Source organism: Pannonibacter sp. (genome assembly GCF_051860505.1).
Classification (GTDB): domain Bacteria; phylum Pseudomonadota; class Alphaproteobacteria; order Rhizobiales; family Stappiaceae; genus Pannonibacter.
This window is the reverse complement of the sequence record NZ_JBHYDX010000001.1, coordinates 113613-134489: the sequence shown is the minus strand read 5'-3', so window position 1 is coordinate 134489 and position 20877 is coordinate 113613. Positions and strand designations below refer to the sequence as shown.

General features: G+C 62.9%; 17 protein-coding genes. 7 read left to right on the top strand and 10 right to left on the bottom strand.

Going from position 1 to position 20877, the window contains the following annotated elements; all coding sequences use genetic code 11:
- Positions 1 to 130: 130 nt before the first annotated feature.
- The 4 genes from ACTIFE_RS00590 to ACTIFE_RS00575 are packed head-to-tail and all read right to left on the bottom strand — an operon-like array spanning position 131 to position 4995.
- Positions 131 to 1207, bottom strand: coding sequence for a branched-chain amino acid ABC transporter permease (locus ACTIFE_RS00590; protein ID WP_439527222.1), 1077 nt, complete (start codon positions 1205 to 1207; stop codon positions 131 to 133).
- A gap of 11 nt (positions 1208 to 1218) precedes the next feature.
- Positions 1219 to 2172 (bottom strand): branched-chain amino acid ABC transporter permease, encoded by a 954-nt coding sequence (locus tag ACTIFE_RS00585; protein ID WP_439527221.1) that lies wholly within the window; start codon positions 2170 to 2172, stop codon positions 1219 to 1221.
- A 13-nt stretch (positions 2173 to 2185) separates the two neighbouring features.
- Positions 2186 to 3016, bottom strand: a complete 831-nt coding sequence (locus ACTIFE_RS00580) for an ABC transporter ATP-binding protein (RefSeq protein ID WP_439527220.1) — start codon at positions 3014 to 3016, stop codon at positions 2186 to 2188.
- Positions 3013 to 4995, bottom strand: a complete 1983-nt coding sequence (locus tag ACTIFE_RS00575; RefSeq protein ID WP_439527219.1) for an AMP-binding protein — start codon at positions 4993 to 4995, stop codon at positions 3013 to 3015. Before ACTIFE_RS00575 ends, ACTIFE_RS00580 begins: the two co-directional genes overlap by 4 nt.
- 324 nt (positions 4996 to 5319) lie before the next feature.
- On the opposite strand from ACTIFE_RS00575, the gene ACTIFE_RS00570 reads away from it, so the two are divergent.
- On the top strand, positions 5320 to 7263 hold the full coding sequence (locus ACTIFE_RS00570; protein WP_439527218.1) for a PAS-domain containing protein: 1944 nt from the start codon (positions 5320 to 5322) through the stop codon (positions 7261 to 7263).
- A 26-nt stretch (positions 7264 to 7289) separates the two neighbouring features.
- Positions 7290 to 8003: a response regulator transcription factor gene (locus tag ACTIFE_RS00565; RefSeq protein ID WP_439527217.1), complete on the top strand. Its 714-nt coding sequence runs from the start codon at positions 7290 to 7292 to the stop codon at positions 8001 to 8003.
- A gap of 6 nt (positions 8004 to 8009) precedes the next feature.
- Here the strand turns inward: ACTIFE_RS00565 and ACTIFE_RS00560 are convergent, their stop codons facing one another.
- The 5 genes from ACTIFE_RS00560 to ACTIFE_RS00540 form a co-directional block, all read right to left on the bottom strand.
- Positions 8010 to 9587 (bottom strand): TRAP transporter large permease, encoded by a 1578-nt coding sequence (locus tag ACTIFE_RS00560; RefSeq protein ID WP_439527216.1) that lies wholly within the window; start codon positions 9585 to 9587, stop codon positions 8010 to 8012.
- A gap of 10 nt (positions 9588 to 9597) precedes the next feature.
- Complete coding sequence (locus tag ACTIFE_RS00555) at positions 9598 to 10131, bottom strand: TRAP transporter small permease subunit (RefSeq protein WP_439527215.1); 534 nt, start codon at positions 10129 to 10131, stop codon at positions 9598 to 9600.
- Between the two features lie 81 nt (positions 10132 to 10212).
- On the bottom strand, positions 10213 to 12879 hold the full coding sequence (locus ACTIFE_RS00550) for a TRAP transporter large permease subunit (protein ID WP_439527214.1): 2667 nt from the start codon (positions 12877 to 12879) through the stop codon (positions 10213 to 10215).
- Positions 12880 to 12898: 19 nt separating this feature from the next.
- Positions 12899 to 13906, bottom strand: coding sequence for a TRAP transporter small permease subunit (locus tag ACTIFE_RS00545; RefSeq protein ID WP_439527213.1), 1008 nt, complete (start codon positions 13904 to 13906; stop codon positions 12899 to 12901).
- Positions 13907 to 13996: 90 nt separating this feature from the next.
- Positions 13997 to 15097, bottom strand: a complete 1101-nt coding sequence (locus tag ACTIFE_RS00540) for a TRAP transporter substrate-binding protein (protein ID WP_439527212.1) — start codon at positions 15095 to 15097, stop codon at positions 13997 to 13999.
- A gap of 200 nt (positions 15098 to 15297) precedes the next feature.
- Between ACTIFE_RS00540 and ACTIFE_RS00535 the strand changes: the two genes are divergently transcribed.
- From ACTIFE_RS00535 to ACTIFE_RS00515, 5 genes are all read left to right on the top strand, one after another.
- Entirely contained in the window at positions 15298 to 16671 is a 1374-nt protein-coding gene (locus ACTIFE_RS00535; protein WP_439527211.1) for a cache domain-containing protein, read from the top strand.
- A gap of 15 nt (positions 16672 to 16686) precedes the next feature.
- A complete protein-coding gene (locus ACTIFE_RS00530) occupies positions 16687 to 17340 on the top strand; it encodes a response regulator transcription factor (protein WP_439527210.1) in 654 nt (217 codons plus the stop codon).
- Between the two features lie 96 nt (positions 17341 to 17436).
- A complete protein-coding gene (locus tag ACTIFE_RS00525) occupies positions 17437 to 17718 on the top strand; it encodes a type II toxin-antitoxin system RelE/ParE family toxin (RefSeq protein WP_439527366.1) in 282 nt (93 codons plus the stop codon).
- Between the two features lie 17 nt (positions 17719 to 17735).
- The gene (locus ACTIFE_RS00520; protein ID WP_439527209.1) at positions 17736 to 18050 is read left to right on the top strand and encodes a HigA family addiction module antitoxin; all 315 of its coding nucleotides are present in this window, start codon (positions 17736 to 17738) and stop codon (positions 18048 to 18050) included.
- 102 nt (positions 18051 to 18152) lie between these two features.
- Entirely contained in the window at positions 18153 to 18908 is a 756-nt protein-coding gene (locus ACTIFE_RS00515; protein WP_439527208.1) for a gamma-glutamyl-gamma-aminobutyrate hydrolase family protein, read from the top strand.
- Between the two features lie 17 nt (positions 18909 to 18925).
- Here the strand turns inward: ACTIFE_RS00515 and ACTIFE_RS00510 are convergent, their stop codons facing one another.
- Positions 18926 to 20740: a DUF1007 family protein gene (locus ACTIFE_RS00510; protein WP_439527207.1), complete on the bottom strand. Its 1815-nt coding sequence runs from the start codon at positions 20738 to 20740 to the stop codon at positions 18926 to 18928.
- Positions 20741 to 20877: the final 137 nt, after the last annotated feature.

The window sequence follows — 20877 nt, the reverse complement described above, 5'->3', positions numbered from 1 at the left end:
CCCAATTGACGGCCGGCCAAATGACGGCCGGCCAAATGACTGCCGGGATGTCCCGCGTCATCGAACCGACATCAGGCCTCCTCCCCCGGGTCGGTTCGCTTCCCCGGTTGGCCAAGCGTGGATGGGCCCGTCAGTACGGGAAGGGCCACACCCTGAGCTTCTGCTTGCCGATCTGCCACAGCCGGGCGAGCCCATGCGGTTCGACGATCAGGAAGAAGATGATCAACGCGCCGACGATCATGAACGTCACGTGCTGGATCGATTCGGCCGCCACTTCGACGCCGAACAGGCCCGGCAGAAAGCGCAGGAACACCGGCAGGATCCAGATGAAGGCCGCGCCCAGGAACGAGCCGGCGATGCTGCCGAGACCGCCCAGGATGACCATGAACAGGATCTGGAACGACAGGGTGATCGAGTAGGAAGACGGCTCGGCCGCGTTGAGCCAGAAGAACACCATCATCGCACCGGCCACACCGCAGATGTAGGACGAGACGCCGAAGGCCAGCAGCTTGGTCTGCAAGGGACGCACGCCCATCAGCTCGGCAGCGATGTCCATGTCGCGGATCATCATCCAGGAGCGGCCGATGCGGCCACGGATAACGTTGGCGACGAGAAAGGCGATGACCACGACGATGCTGAGGACAATGAAGTAGCGGGTCAGCGGCAGGGCCTCGGCACCGGTGACGATGATGCCGAACACCTCGCGCCGCGGGATCTCGATCGCCCCCGAGGCGTTGTAATTGTACAGCCACGGAATGCGGATGAAGCACCATTCCAGGAAGAACTGCGCCGCCAGCGTTGTGACAGCCAGATACAGGCCCTTGATGCGCAGGGACGGCAGGCCGAAAATCGCGCCGATGCCGGCCGAGAACACACCCGAAATCAGCACCAGAACGATGACATTGGCATCGGGGAAGATCGAGGTCAGCTTGTAGGCCGCATAGGCGCCAACGCCCATGAAGGCGCCGGAGCCGAGCGACAGCTGGCCGGCAAATCCCGTCAGGATGTTGAGGCCGATGGCGGCCAGCGAAAACACCAGGAACGGGATCATGATCGAGGTGAGGAAGAAGTCATTGGCCAGCAACGGGACCCCGACAAAGGCCACGGCCAGGATGATCCCCATCGCGACCCGATCCTGCCGGATCGGAAAGAGGGCCTGATCTGCCTCGTAGGTGGCCTTGAACTGGCCTGCTTCACGGTAAAACATGGGTCAGGTCCTCACACGCGCTCGATGATGCGTTCGCCGAACAGGCCCTGCGGACGGAACAGCAGGAAGATCAGCGCGATGATATAGGCAAGCCAGCTCTCGATGCCGCCGCCGACGAGCGGGCCCCAGTAGATCTCGCCGAGCTTCTCGCCGAAGCCGATGATGAGACCGCCAATGATGGCGCCGGGAACCGAGGTGAAACCGCCGAGGATCAGCACCGGCAGAGCCTTGAAGGCGACGATCTCGAGGGCGAAGGACACGTCGGAGCGGGCGCCCCACATGATGCCCGTGGCCAGCGCCACGATACCGGCGGCGAACCAGACGATGGCCCAGATCTGGTTCAGCGAGATGCCGACCGACAGGGCTGCCTGATGGTCATCGGCCACGGCGCGCAGGGCCCGGCCAATGCGGGTCTTGTTGAAGAACAGCGCCAAACCAGAGACCATCAGCACCGCAATCACGGCTGCGGCAATGTCGATATGCTGCAGCAGAACAAGCCCACGCTCCCCGAACTCGATGGCGGTAGAGCCGGTGGGCAGCCACAGCTCTTCGGTGATCATCCGCTTGGGCTCGCCGCCGAAGACGAATTCGCCAAAGCCAATCAGGAAATAGGTCAGGCCGATGGTGGCCATCAGCAGGATGATGTCGGGCTGGTTGACCAGTGGCCGCATCACCACCCTCTCGATGCCATAGGCCAGCACGCCCATCACGCCGATGGTCAGGATCAGGGCAAGGAAAGCCGGAACACCTTGCTCGTGCAGGCCGACCAGCGTGAGGCCGGCGAACACAACCATAATGCCCTGTGCGAAATTGAACACGCCCGAGGCCTTGAAGATCAGCACGAATCCGAGCGCGATCAGCGCGTAGAGAATGCCGGAGACGAAGCCTTCCCAGAGCACCTGGATCAGGAAGTCAGGCTGGGCCCCCATCTGCATGAAGGGGTCGATGAAAATGTCGTAGAGCATGCTCCTGCCCCCCTTAATGCGACACGCCGAGATAGGCGTCGATGACTTCCTGGCTGGCCTGCACTTCGGCCGGAGGGCCGTCGGCGATCTTCTTGCCGTAGTCGAGCACGACGACGCGGTCGGAGAGGTCCATCACCACGCCCATGTCATGCTCGATCAGGGCGATGGTGGTGCCGAACTCCTGGTTCACGTCGATGATGAAACGGCTCATGTCCTCTTTTTCCTCGAGGTTCATGCCGGCCATCGGCTCGTCCAGCAGCAGCAGTTCCGGCTCCATGGCAAGCGCGCGGCCCAGCTCGACGCGCTTCTGCAGGCCGTAGGGCAGCTTGCCGACCGGGGTCTTGCGGATCGCCTGGATCTCGAGGAAATCGATGATGTCCTCGACCTTGCGGCGATGGGCGATTTCCTCATTGCGGGCCGGCCCGTAATGCAGGACCTGCCAGAAGAAGTTGCGGTGCATCTTGAGGGTGCGGCCGGACATGATGTTGTCCAGCGTGGTCATCCCCTTGAACAGCGCCACGTTCTGGAACGTGCGGGCAATACCCTGGCTCGCCGCCTCGTAGGGCCGCATCTTGCGCCGGACCTCGCCGCGCCAGGTGATGGTGCCCTGCTGCGGATGGTAGAAGCCGTTGATGACATTCAGCATCGACGTCTTGCCGGCACCGTTCGGACCGATGATGGCGCGGATCTCGCCCTTGCGGATATCGAAGGAGATGTTGGTGATCGCCTTCACGCCGCCGAAGGACAGCGACACGTTGTCGACTTTCAAGAGCACCTCGCGCTCGGGCTCGGGCGCGGCGACGGGTTGGGCCGGAACGACCTTGGCTGCGGTCACGGCATTCATTCGGCGGCCTCCTGGAGCTGGTGTCGCGGGGCGTGCGGTGTCAGGTCGCGGATCTCCACCGTGCCTTCGATGATGCCGGTGCGGCCGTCCTCGAAGGTCACCTCGGTGCGCACATGGCGCGAGGTAGAGCCGTCATAGAGGGCCTCGATCAGCGGCGCGTAGCGATCGGCAATGAAGGACCGGCGCACTTTCTGCGTGCGCGTCAGCTCGCCGTCATCGGCATCCAGTTCCTTGTGCAGGATCAGGAAGCGGCGGATCTGCGACCCGGCCATCATCGGCTCACCGGCAAGATCGCGGTTCACCTGGTCAACGTGATCCTGGATCATGGCATAGACGTCAGGATTAGCTGCCAGTTCCTGGTAAGAGGCATAGTTGACGTTGTTGCGCTCGGCCCAACTGCCGACGGAGGTCAGGTCGATGTTGATGAAGACCGTGGCAAAGTCCTGCCCGTTGCCGAAGGCCACCGCCTCCTTGATGTTCGGGAAGAACTTCAGCTTGTTCTCGACATATTTCGGCGCGAACAGGGCTCCATCATTGAGCTTGCCGACATCCTTGGCGCGGTCGATGATCTTGAGGTGGCCGTTGTCGGCGATGAAGCCGGCGTCGCCGGTCAGCACCCAGCCATCTTCGGTCTTGGTCGCGCGGGTGGCTTCCTCGTTCTTGTAGTAAGCGACGAAGACGCCCGGCGAGCGGTAGAGAACTTCACCGTTTTCCGCGATTTTCAGCTCAACCTGTGGCGCCGGCTTGCCGACGGTGTCGCCGTAGATCTCACCATCAGGCTGCAGCGTGATGTAGACGCTGGCTTCCGTCTGGCCATAGAGCTGCTTCAGGTTGAGGCCGAGCGAGCGGTAGAAGCGGAAGATTTCCGGCCCGATGGCCTCGCCGGCGGTGTAGCCGACCTTGAGCCGGGTGAAGCCGATGCGGTTCTTCAGCGGACCGTAGACCATGACCTCGCCGAGACCATAAAGCAGCCGGTCCGTGAAGGGCACGCTTTCGCCGTTCAGGATCTTCTCGCCGGAGCGGCGGGCCACATCCATGAAGAAGTCAAACATGCGCTTCTTCAGGCGGCTGGCATCCTCCATGCGCACCAGGATGCGGGTCAGCATGCTTTCGAAAACGCGCGGCGGGGCGAAGAAATAGGTCGGGGCGATTTCGAGACGATCGAGGTCGACGGTCTCAAGGCTTTCCGGGCAGTTGACGCAATAGCCGGCGGTATAGGCCTGGGCGAGCGAGAAGACGTGGTCACCGATCCAGGCCATCGGCAGGTAGGCGAGCACTTCCTCGGTCTCGTCGAGCCGGTCGAAAGCGTTGCCGTTGCGGGCCGAGATGATGAGATTATCAAAGGACAGCATAACGCCCTTCGGCCGGCCCGTGGTGCCGGAGGTGTAGAGCATCACCGCGATGTCGGAGCCGGAGTGCCCGGCGAAGCCACCTTCCCAGGCTGCGGCAGCGCCGGCGTCCTGCTTGAGGAGCGCGCGGCCCATGTCCTGCACGGCGGAAAACTGGCTGAGATTTGTGTGGTCGTAGTCGCGCAGGCCGCGTGGTTCGTCATAGACGATGTGCTTGAGGCTGGTCAGGTCCTCCATCGACAGGAGCTTGTCGACCTGTTCCTGATCCTCGACGATGGCGAAGCGCACCTCGGCATGGCTGAGGACATAGACCATCTCTTCGGCGACAGAGTCCGCGTAAACCGGCACCGGGATTGCCCCCAGCGCCTGCGCGGCAACCATCGACCAGTAAAGATGCGGCCTGTTGGCGCCGACGATGGCGACCTTGTCACCCGCAGCGAGCCCCAGCTGTTTCAGCCCAAGAGAAAAGGCGCGCGTCTCTTCAAGGACTGCGGCCCAGGTCCAGCTTTGCCAGATGCCGAAATCCTTTTCCCGCATTGCGGTCCGCTCCCCGAGATCCCGTGCATTGCGCAGGAGAATCTTCGGGAAGGTGTCCACGTCGCCTCCCGCGACGTTGGCCAGCCTTGCCATAGCGTGTTCCACCCTTTGATTGCGCCCCGTTGGTCGAGGTCGCGCTTATGACGTCATGGAACGACGGCTCCTCCCCGCTGTACACCCCCCTTTTCGAGGGAGAGCCTGTTGCGGGCCGCTTCCTGACGCAAGTCAGACGCTAGGCCAGGCAGATTTCGCCAGTATGTGCAGATTATGACGAAATGTTTCGTTTACCCTGTCTTTCTGTTGCAGGGCAACATCATGGCGACGGTTCGAATGCGGCAACATCGGGCAGTCCGCCGCTTGGGTGACTGGCGCATTGGGTGACTGGCGCATCGAACGCGCCTTGCCTAAAGTCGGAGAATGAGCGAGCCCTCGTCCCAGCAAGCCCTGATTGATCTGATGCAGGCGGCCCTTGACCATGTCAGCCAGGGCTTCTCCGTGTTTGACGTCAACCTGCGGCTGGCGGCCTGGAATCGCGGCCTTTGGGAAATGCTCGATTTCCCGCAATCGCTGGCGCAGCGCGGCACGCACCTCGAAGAATTTCTGCGGGTGAACGCCGAACGCGGTGAGTACGGCCCCGGAGACATCGAGGGAAAAATCCAGCGCCGGCTGGAGCGGGCGGCGAAATTCGAACCGCATTACTTCGAGCGGATGCGACCCAACGGCCAGATCATCGCCGTCAGCGGCACACCGCTGCCGCAGGGGGGCTTCGTCACCACCTACACAGACATCACTGCCGAGCGGCGACGCCAGGAGAAGCTGGAACGCACGGTGGAGGAGCGCACGCGGGCGCTGCGCCAGAGCGAGGACTGGCTGCGGCTGGTCACCGACAACGTACCGGCGCTGATTGCCTATGTCGGCTCAGGCCCCGTGTTCCGCTTTGCCAACCGACGCTACGCTGACTGGTTCGGGCAGTCCGTCGCCTCGATCACCGGACGGTCGCCGGCGGAGGTTCTCGGACCGGAGCTCTATGCCGAGATCCGCCCCTATATCGAATGGGCCTTCGAGGGCAACGCGGTGTCCTATGAATACAGCCGCGCCAAGCCGGACGGCGAGCTGGCCTACATGCGGTCAACCCTGATCCCGGACATGACAACGGACGGGCGGACGCTGGGCATCTTCGTCCTGTCGCTGGATGCCAGCGACCAGAAGCGCTCGGAAGCTGCGCTGGTGCAATCGCAGCGCATGGATGCAGTCGGTCAGCTGACCGGCGGACTGGCGCATGACTTCAACAATCTCCTCGCCATCCTGATGGGCAACCTGCTCAGCCTGAAACGCAAGGGGCAAGCCGTGTCGGCCGAGGATGTGGAGGCGCATCTGGCGCCCATGCTGCAGGCCGCGCAACGCGGCGCCGACTTGACACGCCGCCTGCTGGCCTTCAGCCGCGGCAAGGCCCAGGATCTCGTCGAGACGTCGCTGAACACTGTGCTTGCGAACACAGCGACCTTGCTGGCCGGGTCCCTACCTGCCGGCATTCGCCTGAGCTTCGCGCCTTGCCTTGAAACACTGACGGCGCGGCTTGATCCTTCGCAGCTTGAAACGGCGCTGGTGAACCTTGTCTTCAATGCCCGAGACGCCCTGCCCGATGGCGGCGACATCGGCGTCAGCCTGACACCACAGGTGCTGACCCCGAAACACGCTGCCAGCGCAGGCGTGACACCGGGCACCTATGCCCGCATCGTGGTGCGTGACAGCGGCCTCGGCATGGATGACACCACACGCATGCGCGTGTTCGAGCCGTTCTTCACGACCAAGCCCTTCGGGACCGGCTCGGGCCTGGGCCTCTCCATGGTCTATGGGCTGGCGAAACAGGCGCGAGGCTCGGTGCGGATCGAATCGGCGCCCGGCGAAGGAACATCAGTGATCCTGCTGTTGCCGGCGCGCCTGGACAAGGTTGAAGTGTTCGCACGGCAGGCCGATGCGCAAGGCCCCCTGCCCCTCGGCGCGGGGGAACTGGTGCTGCTGGTGGAGGACGACCCTGCCGTTGCCGAAACCGTCGCACGGCAGATCGAGGATCTCGGCTACACTGCGCTCACCGCCGAAGGAGCCGCAGATGCCCTCGACCTGGCGCGGGACGTGAGCGAGATCCGCGCCATGCTGAGCGACATCGTTATGCCCGGTCAGATGAACGGACTGGCGCTGGCTCGGGCGGTGCGGGCAACACGGCCGGACATCGGCATCGCCCTGATGACCGGTTATGCCGACACCGGTGAAGCGGGGGGAGAGACCGCCTTTCCGGTCATTGCCAAACCCTTCGACAGCCGGCGGCTGGCGGAAACCCTGAAAGCCATCGTGACCCCATGAGCCAGTCCCCCGCGAGCGGAGCCCCCATGGTCGCCCCCCCCATGATCGGCCTAGTCTATGTCGTCGATGACGAGGCAGCGATCTGTGCGCTTCTTTCCGACACGCTGGCACAGTTCGGTTTCCGGACCGAGAGCTTTGCCCGCGCCGACGACATGTTGAAAGCGCTGGACCGGCAGGTGCCGGAGGCCTGCCTGATCGATCTCGGCCTGCCCGACATGGAAGGCATGGTGCTGATCAACGAGATCCGCCGCCGGACTTTCGTGCCGATCCTGGTCCTGTCCGCCCGCAGCCATTCCTCCGACCGGGTGATGGGGCTGGAACTGGGGGCGGATGACTATGTCGTCAAGCCATTCGACCCGCGCGAGGTCGTCGCCCGGCTGCGCTCGGTGCTGCGCCGCGCTGCAGACAGGCCAAAGCCTGCAGATGCCGTGCGCGTGGCCCGGTTTTCCGGTCATGTCTTCGACCCGTCCTCGCACCGCTTGGTCAGCCCGGATGGCGAGGAAAGCTTTCTGTCCACCGGCGAGGCGACGCTTCTGGAGGCGCTGCTCAAGGCGCCCAAACGGGTGCTGTCGCGAGATTACCTGCTGGAGCACGGCGGCCGGGACGAAAGCCTCGACCGCTCCATCGACGTACGGGTGTCGCGCCTGCGCAAGAAGCTTTCCGGCGAAGGCGGCACCCCGCTGATTCGCACCATCTATGGCTCTGGCTACATGCTGACGTCTGCCGTGGACTGGAGCTGAGGCCGCTCAGCCGTAGATCGCCTTCGGCAGCCAGGTGGCGAGCGCGGGGAAAAACCACAGGATCGTCAGCATGGCGAGCTGCATCAGGACGAAGGGGATCACGCCCCGGTAGATGTCCGAGCTTCTGACTTCCGGCGGCGCCACGCCGCGCAGATAGAACAGGGCGAAACCGAAAGGCGGCGTCAGGAAGGATGTCTGCAGGTTCACAGCCATCATCACGCCGAGCCAGGCCGGATGCATCGGCGAACCATCGGGCATGGGCAGTTGCAGCAGGACAGGGGCAACCAGCGGAACCACGATGAAGACGATCTCGAGGAAGTCGAGAAAGAAGCCCATCACGAACATCACCAGCATGACCACCAGGATCGCACCGACGGCACCGCCCGGCAGGTCCTTCAGCAGCGAATGGACCAACTCGTCGCCGCCCAGATCCCGAAACACCAGCGAGAAGAACGTCGCGCCGATCATGATGGTGAAGACCATCGCGGTGATCTGCGTCGAGGACCGCAGCACATCCGTCAAGATGCCGCCGCGCCTGACCCTGAAGAGGCACACCACGAGGGCGGCCGCCCCGGCGAGGGTCAAGGCAGCTGCAGCTGTGATCGCGACCCAGTCCGCTGCCGGGATTTCGAGCCGGGCGACACGGAGGTCGAACAAGCGCGACAGGACAAGCGCTGCCAGCAGGCACAGCGCCGCCACATAGACCGGCCAGGGGCGGAGAACGTCCGCCCGCTGCGCCGCCAGCAGCGCGGCGCCGATTGCGCCGACGGCCGCAGCTTCCGTCGGGGTGGCAACGCCGCCAAGGATCGAGCCAAGCACGGCCACGATCAGCACCAACGGCGGCACCAGCACCCGGACGACATCCGACAGCGACACCCGCTCACCCTCGGCCATTTTCATCGGCGGCGCATCCTGCGGGCGGAGGAAAGCAACCGCCAGCTGGTAGAGGATATAGAGGCCGACGAGGCCAAGCCCAGGAAACAGGGCGGCGGCAAACAGATCGCCGACGGAAAACGGATCCGGTGACCAGTTGCCAAGCGACCGCTGCGCCGTCTGATAGGCGTTGGAGAGCTGGTCGGCCAGAAACACGAGAACGATGGATGGCGGAATGATCTGGCCGAGCGTGCCGGAAGCGGCAATGGAGCCGGTAGCCAGGCGCGGATTGTAGCCGTTGCGCAGCATCACCGGCAGGGACAGGAGCCCCATCGTCACCACCGTCGCACCGACGATGCCCGTTGACGCCGCCAGCAGGCCGCCGACGAGAAAGACGGAGAGCCCGAGGCCGCCGGGCATCTTGCCGAACAGCTTGGCCATGGTTTCCAGCAGATCCTCGGCGACGCGCGAGCGTTCCAGCATCACGCCCATGAAGACGAACAACGGCACGGCCAGCAGCGTCTCGTTGGTCATGATGCCGAAGATGCGCAGCGGAATTGCCCCGAGCGACAGGGACGCGCCGGCGAACGAGCCGAGCAGGGCAAAGATCAGCGCGACACCGGCCAGGGTGAAGGCAACCGGGAAACCGGCCATCAGGCAGACGACCGCTGCGGCAAACATCAGCACGTCGAGAAAGGCAACGAGTTCCATCGGGACGGGCTCAGCTCTTGTGCGAGGGGAAGGAGGCGAGCGCTTCGCGGTTGCCCGTCAGCGCGGCAAGGCAGCGCAGCAGGAGCGCAATCCCCTGCAGCGCCAGCAGCCCGGCATAGAGGAGGATCGCGGCCTTCAGCACATAGAGCGCCGGCAGGCCGGATGTCTCGCGCGACCCTTCGCCGATCATCCAGGACATCTGCACGAAGGGCCAGGAATACCAGAGGATCACGGCACACATGGGCAGGAGAAACAGGATCGCCCCGGCCAGATCGACGAGCGCCTTCGTCCGCGGCGCAGCATCCCGGTAGAAGATATCGACCCGGACATGGCCATCAAGCGCCAGCGCATAGCCAGCGGACATGAGGAACAGGAAGCCGAACATATAGACAATGGCTTCCTGCACCCAGATCGAGCCGGTGCCGAAGACATAGCGCAGGATCACCACGGCAAACTGCACCAGCACGATGGCCAGCATCAGCCAGGATATGGACTGGCCAACGGCCCGATTGAGGCCCGACAGGGCACGTGCGACCCTCAGCATGAATGGCGTTCCTTCGGTCAAACGACAGGCGGCGGGGAGACCATCAGTCCCGCCCGCCGCCGTCAGGTCAAGTGCCCCGCATCAGAAGTTCAGAGAAACATCCCGATGGTTGGACAGACAAGGCGCCAGAGCCAGGGCCACCTCACGCGGAAGACGTGGCAGCTGGCGCAGGCCGATCGTGCCGTTTGTCACGGCCTGGTAGGCGGTGATCTGCGGCAGCAGCTCGTCAAAGCCGCGCTGACGCCAGACCAGATCTTCCTTCAGCTCGGCAATGGACTTGTCGAGTTCGGCGACGGCCGCCTGGGCATCCGGCGCGCTGGAGCGCATGATCTTGCGCGCCTCGTTGAGGCCCTTGCGGATCTCTGCCGTGCCTTCAAGAGCCGAAATATCACTGCGCAGCAGGTCGATCTGTTCAAGAACTTCAGCAAGCGGCTTGGACAGGATTGCATCCTGCAACGCCGTAAACCTTGCCTCCATCTCCTGAAGCGCCGGAGCGGCCTGCAGCACGCCCGTCACCTTCGTGACAGGTTCCGCCGCATTGTCCGCCAGGCGCCGATAGGCCAAACGCGCCTTGTTTTCCGCCTCCTGGCTCTTGGCAAAGTCCGTGTGAAGCGCATCCCAGGACGCAGGGATACGAGCCCGCAGCGCATCCAGAGTGGCCTGCAGTTCGCGGATCTCTTCTTTGGCTTCCTCTCCCCGTTCGGCGGAATAGATGCCGGTCGGCCCGGCGCGGGAGACAACCACTTCGAGTTCATCGATTTCCGCTTCGATCTTGCGGGCATCGCGTTCAATGGCACGCACCTGGATCAGCAACGGACGATAGCTGACCGCGGCCGCTTCGACCGCTGCGACTGCTGCGTCGATCTCGGCCATCTGCTGGATCACCTTTTCCGAGTTCTGCAGACCAGACTGAAGTTCCTTCTGCAGATCAGCCGGAAGATAGCCGACATCTACGCTCTGCATACGGCTGATCGCACCGGCAATCTCCGTCCCACGCTGGCGGAACTGCTGGCTGGTGTAAGTCTCGATGCAGTACTGCAGGCGTGGGTTCTTCGGCGGCGGTGCGGTTTCCGAGAGAAGGGAAGACCGGTTCGGCAGATAGTTGACGATCTGCGGATTGAACCCGACAATCAGCAGGGCAAGCAACTGAATGGCAATGAAAGCCAACACACCCTTGTAGATCTGGAGCGTCTTCACCACGGCCGGTGCAACACCGCGCAAGTAGAACAGCGCAAAGCCGAAGGGCGGGGTCAGGAAGGACGTCTGCAGGTTGAGGCCGAACATCACGCCAAGCCATACAGCCGTGACATTCGCAGACGGGTCAGCCAGCAGGATCGGCGCGACGATCGGCACCACCACCACGGCAATCTCGATGAAATCGAGGAAGAAGCCGAGGATGAAAACGACCAGCATGACCATGAAGAACTGGGCCCAGAACCCACCAGGGAGCCCTTGCAGGAAGTCCTTGACCAGATCCTCGCCGCCAAAGGCGCGGAAAGCGGACGTCAGCATGGCGGCGCCGATCAGGATGATGAACACCAGGCAGGAGCCCTTGGCGGTCTCGATCATCACCTCACGCAGCGTGTTGTCCGTCACCATCGTACGCCAGCCACTCCAGACAATGGCAAAGGCAAGCGTCAACACGGCGATGGCACCAAGGATCACGCCGGTGAAATCGCCACCGGACATCACGCGCTTGATGTTTGTGTCGTAGAAACTGACGGCAACCGCAATGCCCAGCAGCGCCAGAATGGCAATAATCGCTGGGGTGTAGACGCCCTTTCCCTTGCCGTCCTGCAACCGGTAGCCGGCCATGATCATGGCACCGATAGCCCCGACGGCACCCGCCTGGTTCACGGTTGCGACACCAGCCATGATCGAACCGAGCACCAGAACGATCAGGGCAAGCGGCGGAACAAGCGTGATGAAAACCTGGAACAGGAACTGCCGGTCCATCTTGCCCTGGCCCCGCACAGCCGGAGCGGCCTTGGGGTTGATGAGCGCAAAGCCGAGCATGAACAACACATACAGCCCGACCAGAAGAAGGCCGGGCAGAATCGCGCCAAGGAACAATTCGCCCGCGCTGGTCGAGGCGATGGCAAGATCCGAAGGCATCTGACCGGCGCCATTGGCTTCCCGATACAGCGCCTGCCGGATATTGCCCGCCTGATCGACGCTGGACGACAACTGATCCGCCAGAATGATCAGTACGATGGACGGCGGAATGATCTGGCCGAGGGTGCCGGAAGCGGCAATCGTCCCCGTGGCCAGCGGCACAGAGTAATTGTTGCGCATCATGGCCGGCAGCGAGATGAGGCCCATGGCCACAACCGTGGCGCCGACGATGCCGGTGGTGGCCGCCAGCAAGGCACCCACGAGGATAACCGAAATGCCCAGACCACCCGGAACCGGCCCGAACAGGCGGGCCATGGTGATCAGAAGGTCTTCGGCGATCTTCGACCGCTGCAGCATGATGCCCATGAAGATGAACAGGGGAATGGCGATGAGCGTATCTCGCTCCGCCTCCCAGTAGATGCCGCGGAAGTTGGTCACACCGGCGCTGAGCCACTGGCTCGGGCCGCCGTGGGCGAAATAGGCATCCGTGTTGCCGGCGAACAGATAGCCTGCGCCCGCGGCAAGGCCGATGGCAATGATCGCCGATCCGGGCAAGGCAAAGGCAACCGGGAAGCCGGAGCCGAGTGCTGCAGCCATCAGGACGATCAGCAGAAGAAGGAAAAACAGTTCCATGGGTGCAAATCCTGCTGGGTCAGTGCTTGATGGAGCCGGACAGGTCACGGCCACCGGGCTCGCCGCGCATGTCCGCGACGGCGGCAAACAGATAACTGACGAACTGGATCATCATGGTTACGGCAAAGACGCCGAGGAAGCCCGCCATCAGATACTTCACATACAGGCCAAAGCCGGCCTGGGTGGTTTCATAGGCAAGCATCGGGCTGTTGATGATCGACTGCTTTGACCCGAGACCGAAGTAGAGAATGGTCCAGCAGAACACCATGCCGAAGGCGATGGCACCGAAGGCATTGGCAAAGCCCTTGGCGCTCTGCCCGAAGCTGGCATAAAGCACGTCGACGCGCACATGGCCTTCCTCAAGCAGGGTATAGGCCGAGGCGAACAGGAACAGCGCCGCATACCAGAACCGCACTAGATCCGACAGAAACGCCTGTTCATAGGAGAACACGAAGCGTCCGAGCACGATCAGAAGCTGCGACACAACGACCAGCAGCGCCAGCCAGAAGAACCCCAAGGTGCGGGTCACAGCGGCCAGCAGGATCGACGCGGCAATCAGCGGCATGTGGACATAGGCACCGCGAAACTGCGGCCGCCCGAGATCGGATGTCAGCTGACTGCCAATCAACGCCTCGAGCATCCCCTCGACACGGAGGAAGGAAATCGTTGTATCAACAACGCCGACAATAACCACTGACCAGAATGCCCAACGGATTAAAAAGGCATTGAAGTTGCTGATCCGCTCGCTGTCAGGACGCAGCCCCGGCGCGCCGGGGCGGAGCACATAGGCAACAGCCAGAAGCCCCAGCAGGGCATAAAGACCGAGTTGCATCTGCGCTGCCACCGACCCAGTTCCGGGCCCAGGAAAACCCAGCCAGTAGGTGAGATAATTGTTGATCAGGAAGGCGGCCATGACCGCCAGATTGATCCAACCGAACAGCCGGATGGCTACAACACCACCAGTTCGGGCTTCCAGCGCACGCGCATCATCAGCTGCGGCGCCTTGAACCGGATTCAAGGACGTCATCGTCGAGCGCCTCGTCTATTCACCGTTACAACCAAGAAGGGGACGGGGGTTTCCCCCGTCCCCGGTCAGATCAAACGCCGTTGCAGCGCATCAGACCTTGATGCCCAGCACGCGGTTGCGCTGGACGGTGTAGCCGGTGTCGGCGAGAAGCATCCAGCGGCCGACTTCCGAACGCGCCTTGACGAAGCTTTCGTGGGTGCGCTTGGCAAGGTCGGAATGCTGGATGGTTTCCTCGAACACGGCAGCCGAGGCATCACCGAACGCGTCATAGACCTCGTCGGAGAACTGCTTCAGCACCACGCCATGCTCGTTGATGAGCTTGTCGAGATACGCACCGTTGAAGCCGTTGGCTTCAGCCATGGAGAAAGCGTTTTCTTCATTGCAGGCGGCTTCGATGATCATCTGGTCGATCTTCGACAGCTTGGAGAACCAGGCCTTGTTGCAGCCCAGCGCCAGCATCGAGCCCGGCTCATGCATGCCCGGATAGTAGTAGTACTTGGCAGCTTCGTAGAACTTCATGAAGTAGTCGTTCCACGGACCGACCCACTCAGTGGCATCGACGGCGCCAGACACCAGGTTTTCGTAGATCTGGCCGCCCGGCAGAGCCACCGGAGACGCGCCCAGCTTGGCCATGACGTCGCCGCCAAGGCCCGGGATACGCATCTTCAGACCCTTAAGGTCGTCAGCGGTCTCGATTTCCTTGTTGAACCAGCCGCCCATCTGCACGCCGGTGTTGCCAGCGTTGAAGTTCTTGAGGCCGAAGCCGTCAGCCAGCTCGTCCCAGAGCTGCTGGCCGCCACCAACCTTGATCCAGGCATCGATCTCGGCGTAGGTCAGGCCGAACGGAACGGCGGTGAAATACGACCAGGCCGGGTGTTTGCCCTTCCAGTAGTAGTCGGCGCCGATATAGGCCTGTGCATTGCCCGAGGCCACTTCGTCGAAAGCGTCAAAGGCGCCAACACGTTCGCCAGCAGCGAAATACTGGACCTTGATGCGGCCTTCGGTCAGGGTTTCGATGCGCGCTGCAAGACGCTGAGCGGAAACGCCGAGACCCGGCATGTCACGCGGCCAGGTCGAGACGATCACCATGTCGGTGGTCGACTGCGCGATGGCCGGAGCTGCGAGAGCAGTCGCAGCGACGGCACCACCAGCGCCAAGGCCAGCAGTCTTGATAAACGAACGACGATCCATGCTTTATCCTCCCAGATATGGACCTTGATACATCGGGGCCAACAGTTGCACCGATCAGCACTTGTGTCTAGGTGATCATTGGATGGAGGCGCTAGTCGTGTTTCTGCGCAGTCTCTCAGTAGTAGTACGGAAGCCGCGCAAAATTTGCTGCGTTAGACGCCTCAACATCGCAAGGAACGGCAAGGGAAAGAGGGCAAGACGTGCCATTCAAGACAAAACTGTTCCTGATCACGGTCCTGCCACTGGTGGCCGTGTCGCTGCTGATCGGCGGCATCACTTTTCTGCAAGCCTCGCGCCTGATCGAGGAGCAGACACGCGCGGTCGAACAACGGATCCTTGCCTCCAAGCGTCAGGAAATCCAGAACATCGTCGAGCTGGTGCTGACCTCGATAAAGGGCCAGATCGACCAGGAACCGGAGGGCCGAGAGGCCGCGCAGGCCGAGGTCAAGCGCATGCTGACCGAGATCAGCTTCGGTGACGATGGCTATTTCTTCGTCTACAGCCGCGACGGAACCAACCTGGTGCATCCGAAGCTGCCGCATCTGATCGGCAAGAAATGGTGGGACCTGCAGGACCCGGAAGGCGACTATGTCATCCGCAACCTGATGGCCGCAGCAGAAGCAGGCGGCGCCTTCCACCGCTATGTCTGGAACAAGCCGAGCGCCAGCGGCGACGCGGAAAAGCTCGGCTATGCGGTGATGCTGGAAAAATGGGGCTGGATGCTGGGCACAGGCGTCTATATCGACGATATCGCCAGCGAAGTGGCGATGGTGCGGGCCGATTTTACCGCGAATGTGCGCCAGACCCTGCTTGTGATCTTTCTCATCACCATGATCGCAATCCTGCTCAGCCTCACGGCCGTGGCGACCGTCAGTTTCTCCGAACAGAAATTCGCCGACAGCAAGCTGAAGGACCTCACCAACCGCATCGTCGACGTGCAGGAACAGGAGCGCAAGCGCGTCTCGAGCGAACTGCATGACAGCATCTCGCAGCTGCTTGTTTCCGTGCGTTATGGCATCGAGATGATCCACTCCCGCGCCGGATCCCAGGTGCCGCTGCAGCAACAGGCGGAACGCTGTCTGCGCATCCTCGATGATGCGATTTCCGAAGTGCGGCGGATCTCGAAGGACCTGCGGCCAAGTGTCCTGGACGACATGGGCCTGTCGGCCGCCCTCGTCAGCCTTGCCAAGGATTTTGAGGCGCAATCCGGCATCAAGGTGCGGATTTCGGCCGACCGGTGCCGCAGGCGGCTCAGCGACAAGGCCAAGACGGCGCTCTACCGGGTGGTGCAGGAGGCCTTGACCAATGTCGCCCGCCACGCCCGCGCCGAGGAAGTGAGCATCAACCTGAAAGCCGGCATCGAGACCCTGTCGCTGACGATCGAGGACGATGGCGTCGGGATTCTCCTGCCCGTCAACGCCGGCGGCGGCCTCGGCATCCGCAACATGCTGGAGCGGATTGAAGCCCATGGGGGCACGATGACGATGTCGCGCATGCCGCTGCGCGGAACCTTGATCCGGGTGTCGATGCCACTCGGACCCGCAGAGGACATCCTGGCCGAAACGGCGGCCTGAGACGGGACACTGACAATGACACACCGCGATCCAAACCGACCCGTCCGCCTGCTGCTGGCAGATGACCATGAACTCGTACGCGCCGGAATAAGGGCAAGGCTGGAAGGCGTCGCACCGCTGGAAATCGTCGGCGAGGCCACCGACGGCCGCCAGGCACTGCAGATGGCGGAAGCCCTGAAGCCCGATATCCTGCTGATGGACATCTCCATGCCGGAAATGAACGGCCTGCAGGCCACGGCAGAAATTCGCCGCCGGTTTCCGCAGATCAGCGTGCTGATCCTGTCGATCTACGACAACCCGGAATATGTGCGCGGCGTGATGCAGGCCGGCGCGCGGGGCTATCTGCTGAAGGACATTTCGGCCAAGGAAATGATCAACGCGATCCTCGCCGTCGCCAATGGCGGGTATTATTTCTCGTCCCGCGTCGGTCCAAGCCTGATGGAAAGCCGGCAGCCGGCAGCCCCGGCCAGCGATCCCTATGGCCTCACGGAACGCGAGCGGGAAGTCCTGCAGGGGGTGGCGCGCGGCCAGACCAACAAGGAAATCGCCCAGGCGCTCGGGATCAGCGTGCGCACGGTAGAATCGCACCGCCTCAACATCCGCGACAAGGCCGGCAGCGGCAACGCCGCCCATCTCTACCGCATCGCGCAGGAACTGCAGCTGGTCTGACGGTGTTGACATAAGTTTGTATCGTGGCATGATACAGACGCGGTGGGCAGCGGCCTGCCGTCTTCGGATGACCCTTCGGCAACATGCGGGACCGACGTGATCCAGGGATACCGGGACAGGCTGACCGAAAGCATCGCCCTGGGTAAAGTTGGGAAGGGGTTTCCGCCGGATCTGGTTCTTCGAACGCAAAAACTGCTAGCGGCACTCAATGCCGCGACACAAGTGGACGACCTGCGGCTGCCGCCTGGCAACCGGCTGCATAAACTGACGGGCGATCGACAAGGACAATACTCGCTGTCGATCAACGATCAGTGGCGGATCTGTTTTATCTGGACCGACGCTGGCCCGGATCTTGTCGAAGTGTGTGACTATCATTGACCTCAGGACCTGAAAGCATGCGAATTGCAGCTCCAGCCTTTCATCCCGGCGTCTTGCTGAAGGATCTCTACCTCGATCCGGCTGGATTGAGCGCGGGAAAGCTCGCTCGCCTGCTCAATCTTCCGCGCACCCGGATAGAACGGCTGCTCAAAGGCGAAACGGCAATGACCGTGGATACTGCGATGCGGCTGGCCCGCTTCTTCGAGACCTCGCCGCAGTACTGGCTCAACATGCAGACAGATTACGATTTGCAGCAGTTTGCCACCAACCAGCAAGGCCCCATCGACATCCAGACTACCTATGCTGAACTGACAGCGGCGACTGCTGCCTGAATCCGGCCTTCCCTGCCCCCTTGGCGGCAGCACCGGTTCGTGGCAGGGTCGCATGTCATCCGCCGTTGAGTGCCGCGTCACCTGCAAGAGCCTTGCCGTCCCATGTTGAAATCCGTTGTTCTCGTCACCGCCGACGTCAAGCCGATTGACGGCTATCGCTGGCACGCCGCGCCTTCCACTTATCTCGAAGCGGCGCTGAACGGCGCCAACGCCATCCCGCTGATCCTGCCGTCGCTGGGCGGCGCCATCGATCTGGATGCGGTGCTGGACCGGGTCGACGGGGTGCTGGCAACCGGCTCGCGCTCCAACGTCAACCCGGATCTCTATGGCGGCGAGGCCAGTGAGGCCAACGGGCCCTATGACCCGGACCGGGACGCCACCTCGCTGCCCTTGCTGCGCCGGGCCCTGGAACGTGGCATTCCCGTGCTCGCCATCTGCCGTGGCATGCAGGAGCTGAACGTGGCGCTTGGCGGCACGCTTCTGACCGAAATCCAGGAGCTGGAAGGCCGCAAGGACCACCGCGCCCCGGTGTCCGAACGCCAGGAAGAACGCTTCGCCATTTCCCATCCGATCGACGTGCGCGCCGGGGGCCAGTTGCATGGCGCGGTCGGCGATACGACGATCGAGGTCAATTCACTGCATCGCCAGGCCCTTGGCGAACTGGGCCGCAAGCTGACGGTCGAGGCCGTTGCCGAAGACGGCACCATCGAAGCGGTGTCCGTAGAAGGCGCAAAGTCTTTTGCGCTCGGAACCCAGTGGCATCCCGAATACTGGGTTGCCTGCGATCAGCCGTCGCAGAAGATCTTCGCGGCCTTCGGCGCCGACGTTGCCCGGTATCGCGACCAGAAGCTGGGTTAAAGCCGGCGCGACAGGCCTCACGCCCAGCCCAGGTTGGCGATCAAGAGGGTGCCGCCGATCACGAAAACCATCAGCGCCGCCAGGATCTCGATGCCGCGGTGGATCCGGTCCGGCCAGACGCCTTCGCTGCCGGCGAGACGGGCGGCGAGCCCCTTGGCACCGACAGCCAGAAGCGCCAGCAGGGCGACCGTGATGCCGGTGCCCAGCGCCATGGCAAGGGTCGAGGCAATGCCGGCCAGCACCATGCCCTGCGACAGGGCAAAGACCAGAACGATCAGCGCACCCGAACAGGGCCTGAGACCGATGGCGAGAATGATGGAAGCCGCCCGCGCCGGGGTCAGCGGTTCGGCCAGCATCGCCGGGCTGGGAGCATGAACATGGCCGCAGGCATCGCAGGAGCCATCCACCCCGGCAACATGCACATGATCTGTGGCCGCAGCTGCCCGGCGCTCTACCAGATACGGCCGGATCGCCTTGGCATAGACCAGCCAGATACCGAGGCCGGTAACCAGCGCATAGGACAGCGTCTCGAAGCTCTTCACCGTCTCCTGCAGCGCCAGCGAGGTAAAGTTGAAGATCCACGCCGCCCCGCCGACCAGCAGGATCGCGGTCAAGGCCTGGGCGAAGGCTGAAACGAAGGACAGGATAACCCCCTTGCGCAGGGTGTCGCCGCTCGCCAGCACGTAGGAGGAGATAATCGCCTTGCCGTGGCCGGGACCGGCTGCGTGGAAGATGCCATACAGGAATGATATCCCGGCCAGCAGCCAGGCTGCCTCCGGATTGGTGCGGAACGCCCGCAGGGCTGCGACGAGCTTCTGGTAGAACTCGCTCTGCATCAGGGCGATATGACCAAAGAAGCTGGACAGCAGCGACACGGAGCCACCCGGCGAAGCGGGGCTGGCTGGCGTCTCGACGCCGACGGCAAGCCCCGACGAAGCTGACCCTGTGTCCGCCGGCTGCCGGTTGAGTGGGGTCACCGGTGGGAACGGGGCCGACGGGGCGGCAGCAACGACATCGCCGCAGGTAACAATCATCTGGTTGACGAGCTGCGCGGCGGCCTGTTCCAACTCCGGCGGCAGGTCGCGCTGCTCGGGACCAATCGCGGCGAGGGCCGCGGCCGTCTGGGCGTCCAGCGATGGTGGATCCCGGCGCTCGACCCGGCAGTTGCCTGGCCCTCCCGTCACCCCCAAGGCTCCATCCGCACGGGAAAACCGGAAATCGACGTAGTAGGTCGGGTCATAGACATCGAGCGTGATCGCGGCATCAAGATCGCTCGGATCCTTCAGCGGCAGGACGAAATGCAGCTCCAGCAGCCGTGCGGTCTCGGGCATCTGGGTCCCGAGGCGGAGGCTGTCCTGCCGGATCGCCTCGATATCTTCCGGCTTCATCGCCCAGTAGTCATCGAGCGGGACATCGACCACCTCAAGCCAGTAGGTCTGCGGCATGGTGAAGTCGAGTTCGAGCCGGCCATTGTCGCCGAAGGTGAAGTAGCCGAACTCCTCCATGCTCTCGATATTGACCTTGGCCAGTTCCGCCAGCTCGTCGCGGCTGAAACGGCCATCGCCATCCGCATCAAAGCCCTGGATGGCGAAGGCCGAATAGGCATCGTCGAAGCGGAAGACATGCTCGACAGCCGCAGCCTTGCCGGAGGCATCGATGACAAGCTTCGACCGGGCTTCGACGAAAATATGCGGATGCGCCGAAAGCGGCGTTGCCGACAGTCCCAGCAGAAGAGCCAGAACAACGGCGGTACAGATCCGGAAACCGCAGGTTCTCAGGACCAGGCGCGAGGCAGACATGTTCCGAAAGGCGAAGACGGAGAAAGCACGCATCGAGGAACCGGCTCAAGCTCTGGGGATCAGGGACGTTCGCAGACAGACCTGGGTGATTCTGCCACACTGGCATGATGCCAGAAGGCGGCAGGAACATGGCTGTGACAAATGCGTTCCGCAACGCAACAGGAAGCAAC